The organism is Vibrio jasicida CAIM 1864 = LMG 25398 (assembly GCF_000400365.1).
Classification (GTDB): Bacteria; Pseudomonadota; Gammaproteobacteria; order Enterobacterales; family Vibrionaceae; genus Vibrio; species Vibrio jasicida.
The window spans coordinates 209,010-231,271 of sequence record NZ_BAOG01000053.1 but is presented as its reverse complement, the minus strand read 5'-3'; the positions used below and the strand labels follow the sequence as shown (position 1 = coordinate 231,271).

Here is a 22,262-nt window from a genome sequence, read left to right as displayed (position 1 = left end):
AAATGAGAAAACTGGTACTCGCGGCTTCGGTTGCCTTGCTTGCTGCATGTTCAGCGCCACAACAACCACAACTGAACCTACAGGCTGAATCGACACTAAGCACTAACCCGATCGTGCAAGGCAAGACGTACAGCTTAACCAGTAAAGACGTTCGTGCAGCGCAATACGTTGCACTTGTCGATAACGGACGCTCTAACATTCTGCCAATCCATGCCAAGCAAAACCTACGTATTTCGCTAGAAGAGGCGCTAGAGAAACAGTTCTCTTCTCAAGGTTTTCACTCGGATTTAAACAGCGATAATTCTATTCAATTAGAAGTACAAGAAGCGCTAGTCAACGTTAAACATTCTGTGATGGAAAACGAGATGGACGCGAAAGTGATTCTTGAAATCACCGCAGAAACTCCGCAAGGCAAGTTAGTTAAGACCTATACTGGTACAGCTAAACGCTCAGGCACACTTAGCGCTTCAGACTCAGACATTGAACAAACATTGAATGATGTCGTGGCTTTAACTCTGAAGGAAATCGCAAACGATCCTGAGCTTCGTCAATACATGCAGGAGCGATTCTAATGTTACGCAAAGCGATTCTTTCTTTGGCACTATTAAGTTGCAGTGTTTTTGCAGGCCCTAAAGTGGCGTTTGAAACAACACTAGGTAACTTTACTGTTGAGCTTAATGAAGAGAAAGCACCTATTACTGTCGCTAACTTCCTTAAATACGTGGAAGATGGCAGTTACGAAGGTACCATTTTCCACCGTGTTATCCCTGGTTTTATGGCGCAAGGTGGCGGCTTCAACCAAGACATGCAGATGCAAAAAACTTACGCGCCAATCAAGAACGAGGGTAACAACGGTTTGAACAACGACCGAGCAACGATCGCTATGGCTCGTACAAACGCACCTGATTCTGCAACACGTCAGTTCTTTATTAACCTCGTCGACAATGACTTCTTAAACTATGGTGCTCGCCCACCTGGTTATGCGGTATTTGGAGAAGTGACGGAAGGTTTTGACGTCATTCAGAATATGGCGAAGCAGCCAACCAAGTCTATCGGTCGCATGCGCGATGTCCCAGAGACGCAAATCGTCATTACCAAAGCAACTCTACTCAAGTAGCCAAAACCATAAGCCCTTTGAATATTCGAAGGGCTTTCTCTTTTAGTGGCTCTATTTTAACGGATTGATTTATGTCTTCATTACCTTCCATCACTTGGTTGGAAACGGTAAAAAGTTACCTCGATAAACGCCTACTTTGGGTTTTCATGCTGGGTTGTTCCAGTGGTTTCCCTTGGGTCCTTATCGGATCTAATATGTCTGGCTGGCTAAAAGATGCGGGCCTGACGCTCTCTGCTATCGGTTACTTTGGTAGCGTGTTCGCGGTTTACGCGATCAATTTTATGTGGGCTCCTCTGGTAGACCGACTTAAACTGCCCATTTTGCATCGTTTGCTTGGGCAACGTCGAAGCTGGATATTCCTTTGCCAAAGTATCGTGTTAGTAGCGACGCTGTTTATTGCCGGTGTAAACCCTGCCGAGAATCTTGTGTTGGCATCATTACTAGCACTCTGCATTGCGACCGCTTCTGCGACACAAGATATTGCTATTGATGCTTTCCGTATCGATACCTTCCCAAAAACAGAAGAATCTAAACTGCCACAAGCTTCTGCTATGGCGGTGATTGGTTGGTGGACGGGTTACTCACTCCCTGGGTATCTAGCCTTTATCAATGCAGACAGTATCGGTTGGAATGGTGTCTACTACGGAATGGCGTTTATTGTCATTTTACTGATGATGTTTACGCTGTTGGTCGGTGAACCGAAAACCCAACGAGAGCAACTTCAATCTGAAGCTGAGCAACGCCATAAAGAAGTGATGGGTTCTAAAGTAGTAGCTTGGTTTACCGTAACGGTTGTAGAGCCCTTCTTAGACTTCTTTAACCGAAATGGTGTTCGCGTCGCTATCACGCTATTGCTGTTTGTTTTCTTATTTAAGATTGGTGAAGCTTTCTTAGGTCGAATGTCGATTGCCTTCTACAAAGAAATTGGATTTAGCAATGAACAAATTGGCTATTACTCCAAATTGATTGGTTGGGGCGCAACCATGTTGTTCACCTTTGTCGGCAGTATGTTTAATGTGAAGTTTGGTATCGTACGCGGCTTAATGATAGGTGGTATCGCAATGGCAGCAAGTAACCTGATGTTTGCTTGGATTGCGAAAGTGGGTCCAAACGAGCATCTTTACTTGGCAACGATCATTGTCGACAACTTTACAACGGCATTCTCGACTGTTGCATTTGTGTCCTTCTTGACTATCTTAACCGGACAAGCCTTCTCGGCAACTCAATACGCCTTGCTTGCATCTCTTGGCAACTTTGGTCGCACTACCCTCGCCTCTTTCAGCGGGGAACTGGTGGATTATCTCAATGATTGGACGACTTTCTTCATACTAACCGCATTAATGGTTGTGCCTAGTTTGATCATGCTTTATTCACTCAGACACTACTTTACTGAGCTACTCGAGAAAGCAAGGCAAAGAGATTAAAGAAAAATGATTGAAAAAAACCACCGAGATTCGGTGGTTTTTTGGTTTTGTCTGCCGCAATGTTTAAGGGTACATGCCTTTACCAAACAAGTTAAAGATTCTTGCTACGCCTTGTGTAAATATCATCGGCTCGGTGAGTACGGTTAAACATAAACAGTCTTCACCTGCTTTAGTAAATGGGCTGTGTTTAACAGACGCATCTCTGACAAGTACATCACCCACTTCGTAGTGACCATCTTCATCACTAAATCCACCGTGCAAAACCAACGTTGACTCTTGCCCTTTGTGTGTATGCTGAGGAATTCTCACGTCTTCGCTTATGTACATAAGATTGACACGTGCATCTTCGCCCAAATCAATCTGTGCGCTGTAGACTTTACCACCGTAACTCTTCCATTCACCGACTAGATCAGAAAAACGACTCAGCGTTTTCGGCAACTTAAAATCTTTACCAGCCACGGCAACTCGCGCAACATCTTTTATGATAATGCTGTCTGATTTTGGCTCAGCGGTGATGATGTCATTGAACATACTGTCAAATTCGACGTCATATTCCATCACCGAGCTTTCTATTACTACGTCGGCCTGCGCCGCTTCTAACTGGTTTACATACGCCCGACATTTTGAGCAGGTTTCTAGGTGAGTGGCAACCACCAAACCAGAAACTGCATCAATGCTTCCCGAAGCGTACGCCTCTAACAAGTTGTTATCTGGATGTTTGTTCATAATTGCTCCGTATGCATCGAATGCCTCAGTTTTTCAACCGCTAACCTCAATCGAGACTTCACAGTGCCCAAAGGTATATCGAACAATTCAGCGACCTGTTGGTGCGGCAGTTCTTGAAGGTACACCGCTTGGAGTACTTCTCTTTGGTTTTTCGGCAGTATGTCTAAAAATTTGACTACCTGATCTTTGAGCATATCTTGCTCTGGTGAGTAATGGTCAACCAAATCAGGCGGGTAATAATCTGAAGGCCAAATGTCGTCAGAATGAATATGTAAGTCTTTGCCTTTCTGCTTTCTCAGCAAATCAAAACAGAGATTACGAATTATGGTGTAAATCCATGTGGATAAAGCACTCTTTGTACCATCGTACAAATGAGCTTTCTGCCAAACGGTTGCCATGGTCTCTTGTACCATCTCCAAAGCAACTTGCTCGTTTCCAACATGCTTGTAGGCGAACTGTTTTAACTTAGGCGCATAAAAACGAAAGACAAATTCGAACGCATTTTTATCCCGCGCCTTCACCTTGTCCATGTATTCATTCCAATCGCTACGCCCAAGTTTCTGCGGGCTTTCACTCATCATAATCGGCCTTAATCATTGGGAGGAGTGCCCTCCTCCCCCTTCGTCCTTAGTCTGTGATGTCATCAACGATTAGGTTGAAGCCACCATTGTTGCCATCATCGATAGCGACTACTTGGTATACGACGCCATTCATTACCGTTACAGGTGCAGAATCTATGGCTACTGTAGATGGGTCGCCGGCAACCGTCACCGTCACAAAATAAGACCCTTCCGTCACGTATACGCCTTGTACACTTTCTTTATACGCAAAATTAGCTATTGCTGGATCACTTCCTTCGATTCCCGCGCTAGAAGTGAGATAAATATCGACCATTTCAGCCACAGGATTCGCAGCTGCATGCGTTACGTTCAAGGTTGCGCTGGTTGCAACTGCACGACGCATGTCTTCAACGACCAGTGGTTCGATTGCAATTGCAGGAGTGACAACACCAACTGCATAAACGCTATAATCCATACCGCCTTTCACTTCTAAACCGTCAACATCGATAATTGGGTCCGTCGTTGTGCCATCGACAAACACATCAATATCATAAGCTTTTGGCGCAAGGTCCAAGTACCCTCGAATCTGTTTAAACTCCAAATCCGCAAGCGGAGCAAACGCAGCACCATCAACGTGGACGTCTACAACCGGAGCACCGTCAACTAAGTGCCCTACTCGCACTTCGGCTTGGCTTCCCATATCTTCAAGTATAGAAGAGCCAGAACCATCTAATACCACTAACTTCACCGGAGAGGTGCTATTTGAATCACCAGTCTTAATAGCAGCAATGGTCAAATTAGCATTGGCTGGGAGAGGAATGGTTCCCGAATCAAACGCTACTGTGTCACCCACGGCCAATCTCACTTGGTAATCGCCTGCAGGGATATTCAGCACATCCGTTGACGCTTTATAAGCGAGATTAGTAATCGGTGATGAATCTGCCAAGGCTGCACCGGGTGCAGTCACATAAAGGTCTACAGCTGGGACGCCAGAAGCGGCATGTACCACCTGAACATCTAAACTATTTGCATCCGCCATCGAAGTCGCGCTACGAGTAACAATTAAAGGTTCAACAGGATTTGGTGCTCCTGAAGCGTCACCCACGACAAATGCTGTATAGTTTAGGTCCGAGTCGAGATCTAATGAAGTTTTCGGTACAACAGTTACCGTTTCAGCGCCTGGAAGCTGTACATCAACTTGAACAGAGTTACTGCCCTCGGGTAACTTCACGTATCCCGACCCGACGCCATAGTCTACGCCGGTTAACGCCGCTCCATCATTTATCCAAACATTAGCCAACGGCGCGTCAGCGGAAGCATGTACTGCTTGAAGGTTTGAATACTCTATCGAGTCGCTATCTGAGCCGCAGGCAGCAATCCCTAGCACAGCAACCAGCGTTACTGCAGTTTTGGTTAGTCCTTTCATATCCTTGTCTCTCTTTGAGGTGGGGCTTCGATGGCATCATTAAGAAAATCGAGTGCCGGAAGACAATCCTCTGCACTCACCAATCGTTCAAATAGAGCGCTGTCCAATGGCAATAGCTCGAGCCATCTTTGCACTACCCACGACGGGTCATCATAAAAACGATGTTGGTAAAGTGTCCCTAGTTGAGGAAACTGCTCGTACACGTGAGCGAGTTGATGGCTTAAGTAAATGAAGTCTGGCGACGACAAAGGCTGCTGCCAGTTGTCTAACCACTCAACCTCTGCATGACGCAAACCATCTGAGTCTGCTCTAATTCGCTTGACCGTAAACCGTTTTTCACCGACTACGGTGATACCAAGAAGCCCATCACTGAGTGTTTCAAAATCAACGATGGTGACCAAAGTTCCGATGGATGACACATTTCCCACCGCTTTAGGGTCCCCCTCACTACCGACAAGACAAACACCAAAACCCACGTTTTGGAGGCTGCATTCTTTTACCATTCTTGTGTAACGTGGCTCAAAAATACGCAGATTCATTTTGCCTTCCGGTAAAACTACTGAGGTTAATGGGAATAACATGACTTCTTTCATTCAAACGTCCTCTTTGGTTCCCACACTCATACGAACGGACTATTAGTCAGATCACTAACGATTTATGTTGGTTAATCGACTGGCTTAAAAAGTCATAAAAACGTTTACGCAAACGACACTCGTCACATATTTATTGCAAACTAATGCAACAACCAAAAAGTTCCGTGAAATAAATGAATTTCGTGACAAGCCTCACTAAAAACCTTCATTTTTGCATCCTTTATCACTTTCATTTGAGATTTTTATCGCTATTATTCCCGCCAATTGGAAAGCGCGGCACAGATTGCGTGTTCTGAATCATTACAAACATAGAGAGTCCCCTTATGCGTAAATCACTTTTAGCTCTTAGCCTTCTAGCGGCTACTTCAGCTCCAGTTATGGCTGCTGACTACTCAGACGGCGACATCCACAAGAACGATTACAAGTGGATGCAATTCAACCTTATGGCTGCTGTTGATGAACTACCTGGCGAATCAACGCACGACTACCTAGAAATGGAATTCGGCGGCCGCTCTGGCATCTTCGATCTTTACGGTTACGTTGATGTATTCAACCTAACTTCTGATCCAGGCAGCGACAAAGCTGACGCAGACTCAAAAATCTTCATGAAGTTTGCTCCACGTATGTCTCTAGATGGCCTAACTGGTAAAGACCTATCTTTCGGTCCAGTTCAAGAGCTATACGTAGCTACTCTTATGGAGTGGGATGGTTCAAACGGTGGCGTGAACACTCAAAAAGTGGGTCTTGGTTCTGACGTGATGGTTCCTTGGTTCGGTAAAATCGGTCTTAACCTTTACGGTACTTACGATTCAAACAAAAAAGACTGGAACGGCTTCCAAATCTCGACTAACTGGTTCAAACCATTCTACTTCTTCGAGAACGGTTCATTCATTTCTTACCAAGGTTACATCGATTACCAATTTGGTATGGATGACGATTTCGGTGCACTTAACACTACTAACGGTGGTGCTATGTTCAACGGTATCTACTGGCACTCAGATCGCTTCGCAGTTGGTTACGGTCTAAAAGGCTACAAAGACGTGTACGGTCTTAAAGATGACGGTCTAGCTGGTAAAACAACTGGCTTCGGTCACTACTTCGCTGTAACTTACAAGTTCTAATAGAACCGATAAGTTCCCCAAAAATGGCGCCTCTTGGCGCCATTTTTATTTGCTTTCCTTTTTTCCCTCATTATCCTTGCAGCAAACCTTTTTAATGAGAGCGTTTGGTGAATATTCTCATCCTAGGTCCAGGAGCCGTTGGCTCACTTTGGGCGACTAAATTCAAACTTGCTGGACACAATGTTTCCTTGTGGGGAAGAAGCTCAAACAGCGAGCAGTTGCTCCAACTTGATGACAACTCAGCAATCAGTTTTTCTAATCAGCACATCCCTTCTGTTCGAAATGCAGATCTGATTGTCGTGACAGTAAAAGCATGGCAGGTTGAAACCGCGATTGAGCCTCTTCTTCCTTACATCAACACTGACACCATCATAATGTTGATGCATAACGGAATGGGAACCGCACAACTCATCGAAGCCAAACTTGCTGATAACCCATTAATAGTTGCAACAACAACACACGGTGCTTACAAACCAATTAAAGAACAGGTGCTTCACACTGGTCAGGGAAATACTCAACTGGGTGGCTTTAATGCTAAAGGTGTTCAATGTGGCTTCTTAGCGGAGGTGATGAATCACGCTTTGCCAGAGGTGAATTGGAACCCAAATATCAACGCTGCACTGTGGACCAAGCTTGCGATCAACTGTGCTATCAACCCTCTAACCGCCATTCATCAATGTAAGAATGGTGAGCTTGCCGATCCGGGATTTGCCTCCGAGTTAGCGAACATCACCCATGAGTTGGTGGAGGTAATGAATACAGAACAGATAAAGGTCGATTTTGATTCTCTTCACACCACCATTATGCAAGTGGTGAACGCAACAGCAGCCAACTACTCTTCAATGAGACAAGATGTTTTCCACCAACGTCGCACCGAAATCGATTTCATTACCGGTTATTTGCTGAAAGCTGCTGAAAAGCATCACATTAGTACGCCAGAGAACGCCAAACTCTATCAACGCATCAAACAGATTGAACAAAGCTGGACAGAACAATGAATAAAAAGATCTTAGTACCTATCGCGCCGGGCACAGAAGAAATGGAAGCGGTAACCGTTATCGACTTAATGGTTCGAGCAGGCTATGACGTAACCGTCGCAAGCGCAGATTTCGATGGTGCACTGACTATGAAAGCGTCTCGAGGCGTGACACTAACCGCGGATTGCAAGCTAGTTGATATTGCCGATGACGAGTTTGATGCGATTGTTCTGTCTGGGGGCGTAGGTGGTGCAGAAACCTTCCGTGATAGCACCATCATGATTGAGATCCTGAAACAGCACATGTACGAAGGTAAGCTGGTTGCGGCAATTTGTGCAGCGCCAGCTTTGGTTTTGCAACACCACAACCTTTACCCTGAAGCCCTGATGACATGTCACCCAAGCTTCCAATCTCATATTCCTGAAGACAAATGGCGAGCTAAGCGTGTCACCATGGATGTGAATCACAACCTACTGACAAGTCAGGGGCCAGGAACCGCGCTTGAGTTCGCGATGGAAATCATTATCAAACTTTCTGGTAAAGAGCATGGATGGATGGTCGCAGAACCGTTAGTCACTATCCCAACACTGCATTATCACGAATTCGGTGACGAATAATGTTTGACGTATACGCTGTACGCGAACAGTTCCCAGCCCTAAATCAAGACGTCAACCAGTCGCCTTTGGTTTACCTTGATAGCGCAGCTACAACGCAAAAACCGCAGTGCGTGATCGATGTGATTAGCCGTTACTACAGTGCACAAAATGCTAACGTGCACCGTGGCAGTCATAGCTTAACAGCCAACGCGACCAGCCAATTTGAAGCCTCTCGTGAAGCCGTTGCTAAGTTCATTGGGGCGAGCAGTTCAAAAGAAATCATTTGGACTCGAGGCGCAACCGAAGCACTAAACCTCATCGCGCAAACTTATGCTCGTAGTACACTCCAAGCGGGTGATGAAATCCTGATCAGTGAAATGGAACACCACGCGAACATCGTGCCTTGGCAGATTGTCGCGGAGCAAACGGGCGCGAAAATCATTAAGGTTCCGATGACCTCTGGTTGCCAATTCGACATCAATGCGTTTGAAGCACTGTTGTCGGAGCGCTGTAAAATCGTAGCGTGCGCACAAATCACCAATGTGACGGGCTCTCGTCAACCTATCGAGAAAGTCATCGCCATGGCACATGCGGTAGGCGCAGTTGTCGTTGTCGATGGTGCACAGGGCATTGTTCATGAACAGTTGAACTTGGCAGAGCTCGATGTCGACTTTTATGTCTTCTCTGGCCACAAGCTGTATGCACCTGCTGGGATTGGCGTACTGTATGGCAAGCTTGAACTGTTAGAAGCGATGCCACCATGGCACGGCGGCGGCAAAATGGTTGAAAGAGTCTCGTTCGAGAAGACCATCTTCTCTGCCTTGCCGGGTAAGTTTGAAGCGGGTACTCCGAACGTCGCCGGCGCGATTGCTCTAGCGAAAGCCATCGATTGGTACCAAGGCTTCGATCAAACCGCAGTAGAGGCACATCTGCATTCTCTGCAGAACAAGGCTTACCAAGCACTAAGCCAATTGGATGACATTCAAATCCTCGGTTATCAGCCGAATGCTTCAGTGCTTACTTTTGTAATGGATGGCGTTCACCACCAAGACATTGCAACGCTGCTTGATCAACAAGGTATCGCTGTTCGCGCTGGACATCACTGTGCTCATCCTCTGATGGATGCGCTTAACGTCAAAGGCACGGTGCGTGTTTCTTTTGGTATCTACAATACGTTAGAAGATGTTAAGAAGCTGATTGCAGCAGTCGAGAAAGCGGTCGATATGCTTTAACAATATAAATATACCCAAGTAACCTCGAGATGCTAGGTTCAGCGAGACTGACTTGGTTTGTAGACGCGGCGGCGATTTAAAGGTTTAATGTATCTAAATCAAGAATCGACAACAAAGTATACAAGCCAAGGCAGCTCGCCCTTTGGGAGCGTGTCATTGACCTGATTGCTGCGTCAAACAACTTGGAAAGAACTGACTATTACACTGCGTTGTTTTCCTTGCTCTCGAATCAATGACAACGCTCTGAATCCTGCATCTTGAAGTCACTTGGGTATACCACTGTAGATTTATAGGAAAAGGGTTGAAACCGTTTGGCTTCAACCCTTTTCTTTATTCTGTTCTTAGTGCGGTTTTAACTAACGCCAACTACTGAGCTTGTGCTTTGATCTGCTCAACAATCGCTTTCAAGCCATTGCCACGCGATGGGCTTAGGTGAGCAATTAAACCCAGTTTTTCAAAGTAAGCATCAATATCAAACGCTTGGATTTGCTCTGCCGTTTTGCCATCGTAAGCCGCTATCACCAAGGCAATCAAACCACGCACGATACGCGCATCAGAATCAGCGCAGAAGTGCCATACACCTTCTTGCTCTTTACTCACCAACCACACTAGGCTTTCACAACCAGATACGGTTACTTGCTCTGATTTAAGCTCTTCAGGCATTTGAGGCAGCTTTTTACCCCATTGAATCACCTGACGGTAGCGGTCTTCCCAACCTTTAAATTGCTGCATGGTTGCGGCGATGTCTTCGCTGGTGATGTCAGTGCCAAACGGCGAGACAGGGAAATCAGTCATGATGCGCTCTCTTCTCTGAATTACTTCTTATGCTTTTGGATCAGCTTTTCAACGATACGAGATACCGCAACAAAACCGAACGTTGCGGTTACGACCGTCGCCGCGCCAAAACCACTCGCACAGTCCATACGTTTTGGACCTTCTGCTGTCGATTTCACGCCACATACTGAACCATCGGCTTGTGGGTACTTCAATTGCTCGGTAGAGAACACACAATCGATACCAAACTTACGCGCTGGATTTTTTGGGAAGTTATGATGACGACGTAATGTATCTTTGATCTTCTTCGCCAGTGGATCTTGGATCGTCTTGGTCAGATCCGCCACCATGATTTGGGTTGGATCGATTTGACCACCAGCGCCGCCTGTCGTGATCACTTTAATCTTGTTACTACGACAGTAAGCCAGTAGAGAGGCTTTTGCTTTTACGCTATCGATCGCATCCAGCACGTAATCGAACTCTTTGCTCAAGTACTCGTGCTGGTTATCTGGTGTGATGAAATCGTCAATCAGATTCACCTTACACTCTGGGTTAATCAGCTTAACGCGCTCTGCCATCACTTCAATTTTGCTTTGACCAACCGTGCCAGTCATCGCATGAATTTGACGGTTAATGTTGGTCACACACACGTCATCCATATCGATAAGTGTCAACTCACCAATACCAGTACGTGCAAGCGCTTCTACCGCCCATGAACCTACACCACCAATACCAATCACACACACGTGTGCAGCACGAAGAATTTCTACTTCGTTGTTACCGTAGAGACGACGAGTGCCACCAAAACGTTGGTTATAGCTGTCAGATGCCGGAGTATCGAGTTCACGCATATTGAAGTTCCAGATGATCGATAGAAAAACAAAGAGTGCGATTTATACGCACTCTTTGAGGAAATGTCTAGATGATGAGAGGTGATTCCTCTCGCTAGGCGGCTATTGTAACTTCTCTGGCGGCAAAGCCCAAGGTGCTTGCGTTGGCGTGTTTTCCAAGCCCAGCTTCCACACTCGACCAAAATGCTTGTAGTGACCCGCTTCGGTACCAGCACGTGGTCCCATGCCGTGGTATAGGTCAAGATGGTTTTGCTTCACCGCACCGCCAGTATCTAACACAATAAGAAGACGAAGCTGGTGCGCCCCACTCCATGTACCATCTTTATTAAGCAATGGCACTTCCGCCAAAATTGGCGTACCCATAGGTAGAATCGAACGATCGCCTGCTACCGATGCCATTGGTAATAGTGGAATACCTGCAGATCCCGTTACTGGCGCATCCGCTTGTGGAGCAAAGAATACATAAGAAGGGTTTTGCTCTAACAACTCACGAACCGTTGCTTCATCATTCTTCATCACCCAGTCTTTGATGGCTTTGAGTGACATCTCTTCACGTGACACTTCACCACGCTCAATTAGAATTCGGCCAATACTCACGTACGCTTTATTGTTCTTACCTGCGTAAGCAAAGTATTCCAGCGTATCGTCATCTTCGAAATGAACAAAGCCGCTACCCTGCACTTCCATCATGAATGGATCAATACGGTTGGGTGCGTAACCCAATACCAGACCTTGACCGTCTAACGCTCCGTTATAAATTTCTGCACGTGTTGGGCAGCTTGAACCACAATTTGGCTTGCCATAAACCGGGTACTTATATGTTGCATTTGGTTGATGACGCAATTCCATCACAGGAGAGAAATAGCCTGTGAACAACACGTTGCCCTTCTTATCACCACCACCAAGCTGCGCAGCTTGAATACCGTAAGCACTGAGCGCTGTCGTATCACCACTCTGCAATGCCCATTCGCTCAACTTCTCGTAAAGTGGCTGGTACATTTTTGCCATTGAAGGCGACTTAATCACAACCTGTTCAGCTTGTTTGTTGAACTCAGTGAAATCTTGCGGCTTGTTGGATTCAACGACATCAGCTTTGTTCAAGATATGCGAAAACTCGCCATCGTAATCTTGCTTAGCAAGTAGGTTCTGTTCAGGCTCAGCCGCACAACCAAATAGCAGACTTAAAGAGACAATAGGAAGGAGTTTTTTAAACACGTGTTTTTTCCATAAAAGAAGATAGCAAAAGGATGGCAAACAAATGCAAACGACGCAATTGAAAAGCTGCGACAAAGTGTATCAGCGATAAGGCAAAGGCTTTAGTTGCTGCCAATTCATCCATAAAAATAGAGAAGCTAGATAATAACAGCAATGTAATCAAACGATTGTCCGGACAATGTCTGATAGAAGTGGCAGGAATTTTAAGATCCCCAAAAACGCTGACCCTCTCACACTGAGACTCAGCAAGCAGTTATAGAAAGAATTTTACGAATATGAAGCGCTAGCGAATAGCTAGGTTCGAATGACCTTCTAGGTGAAAAACGGGCAGATAGTGGGCATTTGAATCCAACTTCATTTCAGAATGATGCTGATCGAGAAAGTCAAATCGACGCACTGTAGAACCAACCTTATAAGAAAGTGTGTCGCCATCAAATTCGAAATCCGTTGCGACGGTTGAACCTCTCACCATTACACCACGCTCACTAAGAATAAACTCTTCACGAGCATATGGCGCCACGTCTTGCTCTACCCACTTGCCATAAATCACTGACTTAGAAATTGGTGGGTTTATATATCGAGTAATCAAATCACCATACATCATAAATACAACTATCGTACCTACGATCGCCGTTAGCATAAGCGAACGCTCAATCCATTTACGAAGTGGCGATTTTGTAGAGATATTTTGCTCTGATTGAGCAGCGATCGCAGCATTCTTATTTACAACTGAAGACATGAGGCTCACGTGTTTGAACTAGGCGGGAACATTGTACCCTCATCAACCAAACACAACCAAGCATCACGCTCACGATGTTTGTGCTTTATTCCAAAAAATTACCTTGCCAACAATTGAATAAAAAGACAATATTAAAGCATAAATAAACACAAGGAATGGCTGTAGTGAAAATTCGTAGTACTGCTCTGGTTAAAGGATTCCGTCAATCCACACCCTATGTTAACGCACACCGTGGAAAAACCATGGTTTTGATGCTTGGGGGCGAAGCCGTTGCCGATAAAAACTTTGGCAACATTATCAATGATATTGCATTGATGCATAGCCTTGGTATTAAAGTCGTCGTTGTTTATGGTGCCAGACCACAGATCAACCAACTACTAGAGAAACAAGATCTTGCTACGCCATACCATAAAAACGTTCGAATCACAGATGAAGCCGCGCTTTCGGTAGTTATGCAAGCAGCAGGACAGCTTCAACTGGCGATTACCGCGCGCTTATCCATGAGTCTTAACAACACGCCAATGGCGGGTACCCAACTTAACGTTGTGAGCGGCAACTTTGTCATTGCTCAGCCACTCGGTGTTGATGACGGAGTCGACTATTGCCACAGCGGGCGCATTCGTCGAATCGATACCGATGCAATCCACCGCACACTCGATCAAGGCTCAATTGTATTACTCGGCCCAATCGCCAGCTCAGTGACAGGGGAATGCTTCAACCTTCCCTCAGAAGAAGTCGCGACTCAACTAGCGATTAAGCTTGGTGCGGATAAATTGATTGGGTTCTGCTCTGAGCAAGGGGTTATTGATGACAACGGTAATGCCGTCGCGGAATTGTTCCCTATTGAAGCAGAGCATGTCATCACGAAACTCATGGCAGACACCTCACCAGATTCCGACTATAACTCTGGAACATTACGTTTTCTCAAAGGTTCGATTTCTGCTTGCCGTGCAGGTGTGCCAAGAAGCCATCTTATTAGCTACAAAGTTGATGGCGCACTCATCCAAGAATTGTTCTCTTTCGATGGTATCGGTACACAGGTTGTCATGGCCAGTGCCGAACAGGTGCGTGAAGCGGACATCGATGATATTGGCGGTATTTTAGATCTTATTCGCCCACTAGAAGAACAAGGTGTGCTAGTAAGGCGATCTCGCGAGCAACTTGAGCAAGAAATTAATAAGTTCACCATCATCGAAAAAGACGGCTTGATCATCGGTTGTGCGGCTTTGTACCCATATATTGAAGAGCAAAAAGCGGAAATGGCTTGCGTGGCTATTCACCAAGATTATCGCGATGGTAACCGTGGATTATTGCTACTCAATTACATGAAGCACCGTTCAAAATCAGACAACATCAATCAAATCTTTGTGCTGACCACACACAGCCTTCATTGGTTTAGAGAACAAGGCTTTTATGAAGTGAGCGTTGATTATCTTCCGGGGGCAAAACAAGGACTGTATAACTTCCAGCGTAAGTCAAAAATTCTGGCATTAGACCTGTGAGAATTAAAGAAACGTAATTCAACCTAAACCTAAATAGTTATGCAAACCTTTACATTGACATTGGTCGCAATTTAACCTTTTCAATATACATACTGTTGGTTATACTCTGCGCGACAAACGGTCGTATTTTAAACAATCGGCAAATGGATCTAGGTGAATAACTATCACCCTAAAGTGCGGAGCAGGCTTGGCTGCTCTGCATGACGCATCAAGGACAGTTGTTACTCTTACAATGAATAAGATGAGCACTGTTATGAAAACCATTATTTGTAACTCACTTCAAAGCTTCTGGGATATGGCGGATAACCATTTTCTCGAAGGGCTCGACGTCCACTGCGTATTCCCCGTCAATGACGCCATTAAAGATTTTATCTTGGCTTATCAGCAACAATACAAAATTCGCAGCGTGTCATTTACCAATGCGTTTACACAAAATTAAAGAAGACCGAGCACCGCGCTCGGTCTTTTTGTATGTATGTTCAATAAAAGGCCATAATTAATAACGTCGAGAATATAACGAATAGAATGATTAGCAGTATCAACCAATAAACCAAGCTAACCTTAATCAGCCATTGAGGACTTAGACTGCGTACATCGCTCAGTCTTCTTTTTCGACCAAGTCGAGGAAACGCGATGGCAGCAAGCAAGCCCGTGCCATAGATAAGAGAGCCAAAATGAAAACCGGAACTGATGGCTAGCTCAACTTCCATATAATGCTCCCGTGTATAAGCGTATTGCTTAACCTCTTCAGGAGTGACACATGTAAGAATTATACCGACAATCAGATACCAAAAAATGAGCAGACCACCAGCTATAAAAAATACGACAAACGATAGCTCTACCAAAGACATGATAAGTCGAACTACCTTTGATAATTAAGAGATGGATAGCCATGTAATCATTGAGATAATGACTGTAAACATCAGAAGCAACATTACCGTTGTATAAAACACACACACATAAATAAACCCTCGTCCGCACACACTCCGAATATCTGCCAGCCCTCGCTTTCTTCCCAACAGGGGGAAACATACGCTAGCGATCAAACCAACTCCATAGATAAGAGAGCCAAAATGAAAACCGGAACTGATTGCTAGCTCAACTTCAGAAAAATGTCGCTCATTGAAAGCGTAGTGCTTTACATTTTTGGGTGTAAAGAAGACGAGAAAAACACCTAGCACTACAAACCAAGTAAACAACGCAGCGCCTGATACAAAAAAAGCGATAAATGCGATATGTAGAAGCCAGGAAAAATCCACGGTCACACCTCATGCGACATCAAAGCTCAAACAATATCGTCGAAAAAGCATGGGGTTCAATGCAGGTCGAATTACTCGGACATAAAAATGGCGGGATTACGACCCGCCACATAAAAAACATATTCAGTTCGTGAAAAATTCTCATTTTTGAATGAGTAAAATCAGTTTCTAAGTCGCTCAACCAACCCACTCGCGCGAGTGGTTTTCACTTTAATACCACGCTTGAGAACATTCATCTCGGCGTACATCGCAAGGCGTTTCTTCGCGCGAGTAATACCTGTGTAGATCAGCTCACGAGTGAGGATTGGACTGAAATCTGGCGGCAGTATCATTAGCGTGTATTCAAACTCACTGCCCTGTGATTTATGAATGGTCATCGCATACGCGGTTTCATGTTCAGGGACTCGGCTTGGCAGCACCGACTTCACGCTGCCATCTGGCAGTTCGAAGAACACTTTGAGACGCGGCTCTCCTTCGCTGTCGTCTCGCATACAAATGCCAATATCGCCGTTATACAACCCCAAGCCATGATCGTTACGCGTGACCATTACAGGTCTGCCGTGATACCAAAGCTCGTCTTGGGTTTGAATCAACTTACGTGCAGCGAGTGCTTTTTCAATGCGTTGGTTTAAACCTGTCACACCAAAATCACCTTCACGAATGGCACACAATAATCGGCATTGATTAAAGGTATCCAACACGGCTTTGGCTTTGTGGGTCAGTGTTTCTGGTTCCCCAGTCTTCTGGTCAATCTCTTGCTGTCCGATGCGTTTTAAATAACGACCATATTCGGCAACCAAAGTCTGCATCATCTGATTGTAATTTTGGCTGCTCAGTGCGAAATGCTCGATATCAGCAAAATCACGATTCCAAACGTCGTCTACTTTTGCCGCTGAGCCAGCGTTGACCGCTTTTGCTAGCTGACCGATACCAGATCGAGCGTCGAATCGGTAACTCTTTTGTAGCATGCACAAGCTATCGGCAATCGAAGCATTACTGTTGGTACTGTACGCCAACGTGTCAAAGCCTGTTAACTTCGCGACCGCAGACGCCTGCTCTTTGCCAAAGCCAAATGCGTGGAACGAACAGATATCACCAAGCACCGCACCTGCTTCTACCGACGCCAATTGGTCTTTATCTCCCAGTAGAATCAAACGCGCATGCTTGGGCAGCGCATCGACGACTTTGTACATCATCGGCAGATCGACCATGGAGGCTTCATCCACCACTAAAATATCGAGGTGTAGCGGATTTTGTTTGTTGTGACGAAACTCTGCACTGTTTGGGATCGCGCCCAACAGGCGATGCAAAGTGCTCGACTCGGTTGGAATTTTCGCTTTAAGCTCAGGCTCAACTGGCAACTCTTGAATCGCTTTACCAATAGATTCCGTCAAACGTGCTGCGGCTTTACCTGTTGGCGCCACCAGCTTGATGGTGAGGTTTTTCTCTTGCCCTGCTTGCTCAATCAGCGCGGCTAGCAGTTTGGTTACCGTAGTGGTTTTACCCGTCCCCGGACCACCGGAAATCACCGCAAAACGACGCGTCAGTGCTACCGCTGCCGCGACCTTCTGCCAGTTAACACAAGCTGATAACGGTACAAGCTTGTCCAGCACTTGCAGATCGTGAACTTGTTTCGCTTGGCAGACTGCCGCATCAATGGCTGACCAATCGAGACTGTCTACAGTAACCACATCCAAGTGGTCACAGACTAGCTGCTGGCGTAGCACTTGGTTGTTGGTTCCTGCCTCTGCCACTTTGGCTAATGCATTGAACAAAAAGTGATACTGACGAGCGAATAAATGATGCAGCAACTCAGACAAACGTGTGAATTCTTGAGGCTGTAGGTTTACAGCCGCACTGAGTTGATTGAGCTTGTCCGCCAACGTCACTTCATAGTGCCAGTAACGATGCAAGTAGAGCCGTTCGCCATCAAACATCATTGGCAAGGCTTCACCTTGAACACCAACCAAAGGCGACACTTGCAGAATCTCAACCCAATTAACGCCTTGCAGCTGAGTATTAAGCGCTAACGCAGACTCTCCAAACAGACCAAGCTTACTGGCAAGGTCCGCTGGTTGCCCTTGGCTGTCAAACAGAGGCAAGCAGATGTGTCCTTTCCCTAACTCACTACTGACCACGCCAGCAATTAATGCCAGTTCTTGGCTGTTCGCTTGTTGCTCAACTTGCGAATAGATAAAGCGCGCGAACTGGAAATCCAATTGGCGAATCGCACCTTTGTTTGCTAACGATTCTAAAGTTGCCAATAGATTTCGTGTTGCTACAGGGCTGCTTTGCTCAGAAAGAAGATCATTGGTTTTCATCAAATTAACTCCATCTGACCCGATTCACTGGATCGCGTGTCAGGTGCTTGACCATCAATCAAATGATCCATCTCTTGTAAAAATTCAAAGGTTGGCTTGGCAGAAAAAACACCATGATCACTTTGCCCATCCATACCACGCAAGAACAGGTAATAAACGCCGCCAAAGTGCTGTTCATAATCATAATTTGGCAATCTGCTACGCAAGAAACGATGCAGCGCCAAAGCGTAGATTTGGTATTGCAGATCGTAGCGATGATCCGCCATCGCCGACTTCAACGCATCGCCATGGTAATGGAATACATCATCACCTAAGTGGTTCGATTTCCAGTCGAGGACGTAGTATTTGCCTTGGTGCTCAAACACCAAGTCAATAAAGCCTTTCAACATGCCTTGCACGGTTTGGAAACCCAAATCGCCCGCTTTGGCAGACAGCGGATCATGACGTTGAATCACGCGGTTCAATGCAGGTGCAGACAACACTTCAATCGGCAATAAGAATTCCATCTCAACCAAACGTTGCGCCGGACCTTTTTGATTGAGCAGCAGGGCTTTGCTATCCAACGGCGTTGCCAGCACGGTATCAATCAACTGTTGCAGGATTGGCAGCCACTCTTCATCAAGCTGTTCACTTTCCATCAAGCCGAGGATGATTTGGGTGTTCTCTTCCGTTGTCGCGGGCTGAGTAAACTCAACTTCCTCAAATAAGCTGTGCAGAAAAGTACCCGGACGTGCGCCACGCGGGAAGTTGAAGATAGAGCGTTCTGGCTCAACCAATTCCGCCTCATCTTGCTCTTCTGAAGAATCGATATCAAAGCCGGTAATTTCAATCGTCGCGTCATGCTCAGCATGATGAGAACCTTGTTTAACCAAGCCCGAGTAACTGGTGATTCGCCAGTTTCTATCAATTGGGTTTTGCAGCTCTTTAGCTGTCAACGCTTCCAACTCGGTTTGCTCCGCAACATACATCTCGTCGTGTTGCTTTGGAGGATCACAAATCACCACGTTATCGAGATTCTCTTGCTGCTTTTTCAGCCCAACAAACAGGTCGTTGATGCCACCCTCTTGACCATTTTGCACCAAGTAACCAATCGCACTGTGATGCACACCGGTTGGCTCTTTGGTTGAGCGACCATTACGCAGTGGTGAAGCACCAATAAAGCAGGCATACACGGCACGCGTTAGCGCTACGTAGATAAGGCGCAAGTCTTCAGCGAGGCGTTCTTTATCTGCCTGTTTTAACGACGCATCGTTACCCGTGATATCAAGAACGGTGCGATCGTTCTCAGCATCGTAGTATTTGGCTTCACTTGCTTCTCGGTAACCAAACACAAATGGCAGAAAGACCAAGTCATATTCCAGACCTTTGGATTTGTGAATGGTGACGATTTGCACCAAGTTACGCTCTGATTCCAAACGCTGAATTTGGTCATCGCTGCCACCTAGCCCATGTTCTGCATCGCTGATGGATTGCGCTAACCAACGCAGCAAACCGTGGTCGCTGTCTAATTCGTTACTCGCTTGCTGCAATAGTTCACCAATGTGCATCAGATCGGTAAGTACTCGCTCACCGTTTTCGCTTTGTGAGCTCGCCTCTTCTTCTAGCAGACGCTCAGCAATATGGCGTTTACTGATCACTGCTCGCAGCATAGGTAGCACACCACGTTGCACCCAAAGCTTACGGTATTCTTTGAACTCGTTAACCACATTTTCCCACACGGTTTCATCGTTGTTGAGGGCGTCTAAGCTGGCTGCATCCAGAGCGAATAATTCTGATGCTAGGCTGGCGCGCAATGCTCTGTCGTTTTCTGGTGTTAATACCGCTTGCAGCAAACGCTGTAAGTCTTGCGCCACAGAGCTAGTAAACACGCTATCGCGGTTAGAAAGGTACACACTGGCAATGCCTTGGTCTGCTAACGCCTGTTTGACCATGCGACCTTCGCTACCCGTGCGCACCAACACTGCAATGTCACCCGCTTTGACTGGATTCTGCTTTTCTCCATTGACCAAACACGCTTGGCCTTGTTGCGCTGCGGTCAAGATGGTTTGAATTTGGCTCGCCGTCGCTTCTGCCATAGCGGTGAGGTATTCACCTTTTGGCAGAGGTTTCTCTTCCGCTTCTTGCAGCCAATAAGTCAGTGCAGGCTGTTTTTGACCACCCATGGTCCAAACGCGTTTGTCTGCACTTGGGCTGTATTCCACAGAATGGAATGGAATATCAGAGTCATAAATAAACGGGCTATCTGGCAGAGCAAAAATCTGGTTCACTGCCAATACCATATCGGCACTTGAGCGCCAGTTGGTACCAAGCGTGTAGTGAGCACTAACTTGGTTACGCGCCTTTATGTAGGTGAAGATGTCCGCACCACGGAAACCGTAAATCGCCTGTTTCGGGTCACCGATCATAAACAAACCACACTCAGGATTATCCAAATAAATGCGGCTAAAAATGCTGTATTGCAGTGGGTCGGTATCTTGGAATTCGTCGATCATCGCAACCGGATAAAGCGTGCGAATACGCTCTGTCAGTAGTGCGGTTTCATCGGTATCAATCGAGGCTGAAAGCTGAGTCAGCAAGTCATCAAATGACAACCATTGCTTCTGATTTTTTGCTTTTGCCAGCATCACGCGACAATGCTCAATCGCATGAGCTAATAATGGCGCTTTTAAGCTGATTGGATTGGCAAGGAAAGTTTCAATCGCCTCAAACACTGGGTGCTGTGCCGCAGTTCCTTTCGGGGTTTTCTCGAGCAACACATTCTGCGCGAACTTCTCCAGCTTATCTGGATAGTCATAGCCTGTAGTTTCTGTCGCAGCCCATGCGTTGACCGCTTCTAACCATGTCGGCAGAGATTTTTTGGTGTAGCTGCGTTTGTTGACGTCAGAATCAGAAATCAGCGCGAGGAAATCCTCTTGGCTATCACGCCATTGGGCTTTCAAAGCATCAATTTGCTTTAGGTTTTGCTCATGCAAATCGGCAAGGCTACCTTGTATTGCAGGAACAGAGAGACTTAGCGGCGCGCCTGTGAGGTAGTTGCTGATGTCATACAACAGATCTGATGGCGAGCCCCATAGTTGGCGCACTTCTCCTGCCAAAGCGAATGGCAAAGTATAGAAGTTACGACGCCAGTAATCGGCAACCACTTGCGCTTTAAGATGGCTTTCGTCTGTCACAAACTCATTATTGAAACGACTACCGGATTCGAATGCGTTTTGCGTCAGCATGCGTTGGCAGAAACCGTGAATGGTGTACACCGCGGCTTCATCCATTTGGCGCTCTGCTTGCAAAAGGATCTCAGCGGCTTGCTTATGATCCTCGATTTCTTCCAATAAAGGTTGAATCACAGGATCTGAGCTTTTCCCACGAGCGAATGCGATCCTCGCGTCGTGAATACGCGCACGAATACGATCACGCAGCTCCGCCGTTGCGGCTTCGGTAAAGGTCACCACCAGAATTTGATCCACGGTCAACGGCACGCGGTGCTTCGTATCAGCAGTACCATGCCCTAGTAGGAGTCGCAGATATAAACCTGCGATGGTAAAGGTTTTACCCGTACCCGCAGAAGCTTCAATTAACCTTGCACCATGCAGTGGAAAAGTCATGGTTTGCAGTGGAGTTGGAACTGACATTTGCGCCATAACGCTGAATCTCTCCGGATTATCGACTGACCGAACTGTGATCTGTCGTTAAAAATTCTATTTATATGTCTAACAAGTTGGAATATTTAGAGGTTAGTGGGATCTCACTCACGGTTATCCTGATCTTCAACCGCTAGTATGCGCCTCACGAGATAAGCCAAGCCTTTCAGGCAGCTACACTCAAACGAATC

General features: G+C 46.1%; 20 protein-coding genes. 9 read left to right on the top strand and 11 right to left on the bottom strand.

Annotated features, from left to right (window positions below):
• Positions 1–2: 2 nt before the first annotated feature.
• The 3 genes from VJL_RS15240 (at position 3) to VJL_RS15230 (ending at position 2,541) form a co-directional block, all read left to right on the top strand.
• Positions 3–572, top strand: a complete 570-nt coding sequence (locus VJL_RS15240; protein ID WP_038864641.1) for a YajG family lipoprotein — start codon at positions 3–5, stop codon at positions 570–572.
• Entirely contained in the window at positions 572–1,117 is a 546-nt protein-coding gene (locus tag VJL_RS15235) for a peptidylprolyl isomerase (protein WP_038864639.1), read from the top strand. The genes VJL_RS15240 and VJL_RS15235 overlap by 1 nt, the downstream gene beginning before the upstream one ends.
• Before the next feature lie 71 nt (positions 1,118–1,188).
• On the top strand, positions 1,189–2,541 hold the full coding sequence (locus VJL_RS15230; protein WP_038879109.1) for an AmpG family muropeptide MFS transporter: 1,353 nt from the start codon (positions 1,189–1,191) through the stop codon (positions 2,539–2,541).
• 63 nt (positions 2,542–2,604) lie between these two features.
• Here the strand turns inward: VJL_RS15230 and VJL_RS15225 are convergent, their stop codons facing one another.
• The 4 genes from VJL_RS15225 to VJL_RS15210 are packed head-to-tail and all read right to left on the bottom strand — an operon-like array spanning position 2,605 to position 5,846.
• Positions 2,605–3,267, bottom strand: a complete 663-nt coding sequence (locus VJL_RS15225; RefSeq protein WP_038864634.1) for a ChrR family anti-sigma-E factor — start codon at positions 3,265–3,267, stop codon at positions 2,605–2,607.
• Positions 3,264–3,848, bottom strand: coding sequence for an RNA polymerase sigma factor (locus VJL_RS15220; RefSeq protein WP_038864633.1), 585 nt, complete (start codon positions 3,846–3,848; stop codon positions 3,264–3,266). The genes VJL_RS15225 and VJL_RS15220 overlap by 4 nt, the downstream gene beginning before the upstream one ends.
• Before the next feature lie 46 nt (positions 3,849–3,894).
• Positions 3,895–5,253, bottom strand: a complete 1,359-nt coding sequence (locus VJL_RS15215; RefSeq protein ID WP_038879106.1) for a DUF4397 domain-containing protein — start codon at positions 5,251–5,253, stop codon at positions 3,895–3,897.
• The gene (locus tag VJL_RS15210) at positions 5,250–5,846 is read right to left on the bottom strand and encodes an LON peptidase substrate-binding domain-containing protein (RefSeq protein WP_038864631.1); all 597 of its coding nucleotides are present in this window, start codon (positions 5,844–5,846) and stop codon (positions 5,250–5,252) included. The genes VJL_RS15215 and VJL_RS15210 overlap by 4 nt, the downstream gene beginning before the upstream one ends.
• Before the next feature lie 323 nt (positions 5,847–6,169).
• Here VJL_RS15210 and VJL_RS15205 point away from each other — a divergent pair, with 323 nt between their 5' ends.
• The 4 genes from VJL_RS15205 (at position 6,170) to csdA (ending at position 9,772) form a co-directional block, all read left to right on the top strand.
• Positions 6,170–6,967, top strand: coding sequence for a nucleoside-specific channel-forming Tsx family protein (locus tag VJL_RS15205; protein ID WP_038864630.1), 798 nt, complete (start codon positions 6,170–6,172; stop codon positions 6,965–6,967).
• A 107-nt stretch (positions 6,968–7,074) separates the two neighbouring features.
• A complete protein-coding gene (panE, locus tag VJL_RS15200) occupies positions 7,075–7,965 on the top strand; it encodes a 2-dehydropantoate 2-reductase (protein ID WP_038879104.1) in 891 nt (296 codons plus the stop codon).
• Entirely contained in the window at positions 7,962–8,561 is a 600-nt protein-coding gene (locus VJL_RS15195; protein ID WP_005436618.1) for a DJ-1 family glyoxalase III, read from the top strand. Before panE ends, VJL_RS15195 begins: the two co-directional genes overlap by 4 nt.
• Positions 8,561–9,772, top strand: coding sequence for a cysteine desulfurase CsdA (gene csdA / locus VJL_RS15190; RefSeq protein ID WP_038879102.1), 1,212 nt, complete (start codon positions 8,561–8,563; stop codon positions 9,770–9,772). Before VJL_RS15195 ends, csdA begins: the two co-directional genes overlap by 1 nt.
• Positions 9,773–10,138: 366 nt before the next feature.
• On the opposite strand, the gene csdE is transcribed toward csdA, so the two are convergent.
• The 4 genes from csdE to VJL_RS15170 all read right to left on the bottom strand — a co-directional run bounded on the left by csdE (position 10,139) and on the right by VJL_RS15170 (position 13,351).
• The gene (gene csdE, locus VJL_RS15185) at positions 10,139–10,567 is read right to left on the bottom strand and encodes a cysteine desulfurase sulfur acceptor subunit CsdE (protein WP_038879100.1); all 429 of its coding nucleotides are present in this window, start codon (positions 10,565–10,567) and stop codon (positions 10,139–10,141) included.
• A gap of 20 nt (positions 10,568–10,587) precedes the next feature.
• Positions 10,588–11,397 (bottom strand): tRNA cyclic N6-threonylcarbamoyladenosine(37) synthase TcdA, encoded by an 810-nt coding sequence (tcdA, locus tag VJL_RS15180; RefSeq protein ID WP_038879098.1) that lies wholly within the window; start codon positions 11,395–11,397, stop codon positions 10,588–10,590.
• A 102-nt stretch (positions 11,398–11,499) separates the two neighbouring features.
• The gene (gene mltA, locus VJL_RS15175) at positions 11,500–12,612 is read right to left on the bottom strand and encodes a murein transglycosylase A (protein ID WP_038879096.1); all 1,113 of its coding nucleotides are present in this window, start codon (positions 12,610–12,612) and stop codon (positions 11,500–11,502) included.
• Between the two features lie 283 nt (positions 12,613–12,895).
• A complete protein-coding gene (locus VJL_RS15170; protein ID WP_038864621.1) occupies positions 12,896–13,351 on the bottom strand; it encodes a DUF2850 domain-containing protein in 456 nt (151 codons plus the stop codon).
• A gap of 164 nt (positions 13,352–13,515) precedes the next feature.
• Here VJL_RS15170 and argA point away from each other — a divergent pair, with 164 nt between their 5' ends.
• Both argA and VJL_RS15160 read left to right on the top strand, forming a co-directional pair.
• Positions 13,516–14,853 (top strand): amino-acid N-acetyltransferase, encoded by a 1,338-nt coding sequence (gene argA, locus VJL_RS15165; protein WP_038864618.1) that lies wholly within the window; start codon positions 13,516–13,518, stop codon positions 14,851–14,853.
• 253 nt (positions 14,854–15,106) lie between these two features.
• The gene (locus VJL_RS15160; protein WP_005427310.1) at positions 15,107–15,292 is read left to right on the top strand and encodes a hypothetical protein; all 186 of its coding nucleotides are present in this window, start codon (positions 15,107–15,109) and stop codon (positions 15,290–15,292) included.
• A gap of 436 nt (positions 15,293–15,728) precedes the next feature.
• Here VJL_RS15160 and VJL_RS15150 read toward each other — a convergent pair whose 3' ends face one another.
• The 3 genes from VJL_RS15150 to recB form a co-directional block, all read right to left on the bottom strand.
• Positions 15,729–16,112, bottom strand: a complete 384-nt coding sequence (locus tag VJL_RS15150; protein WP_038879092.1) for a hypothetical protein — start codon at positions 16,110–16,112, stop codon at positions 15,729–15,731.
• A gap of 161 nt (positions 16,113–16,273) precedes the next feature.
• Complete coding sequence (gene recD / locus VJL_RS15145; protein ID WP_038879089.1) at positions 16,274–18,433, bottom strand: exodeoxyribonuclease V subunit alpha; 2,160 nt, start codon at positions 18,431–18,433, stop codon at positions 16,274–16,276.
• On the bottom strand, positions 18,433–22,071 hold the full coding sequence (gene recB, locus VJL_RS15140) for an exodeoxyribonuclease V subunit beta (protein ID WP_038879086.1): 3,639 nt from the start codon (positions 22,069–22,071) through the stop codon (positions 18,433–18,435). The genes recD and recB overlap by 1 nt, the downstream gene beginning before the upstream one ends.
• Between the last annotated feature and the right edge of the window lie 191 nt (positions 22,072–22,262).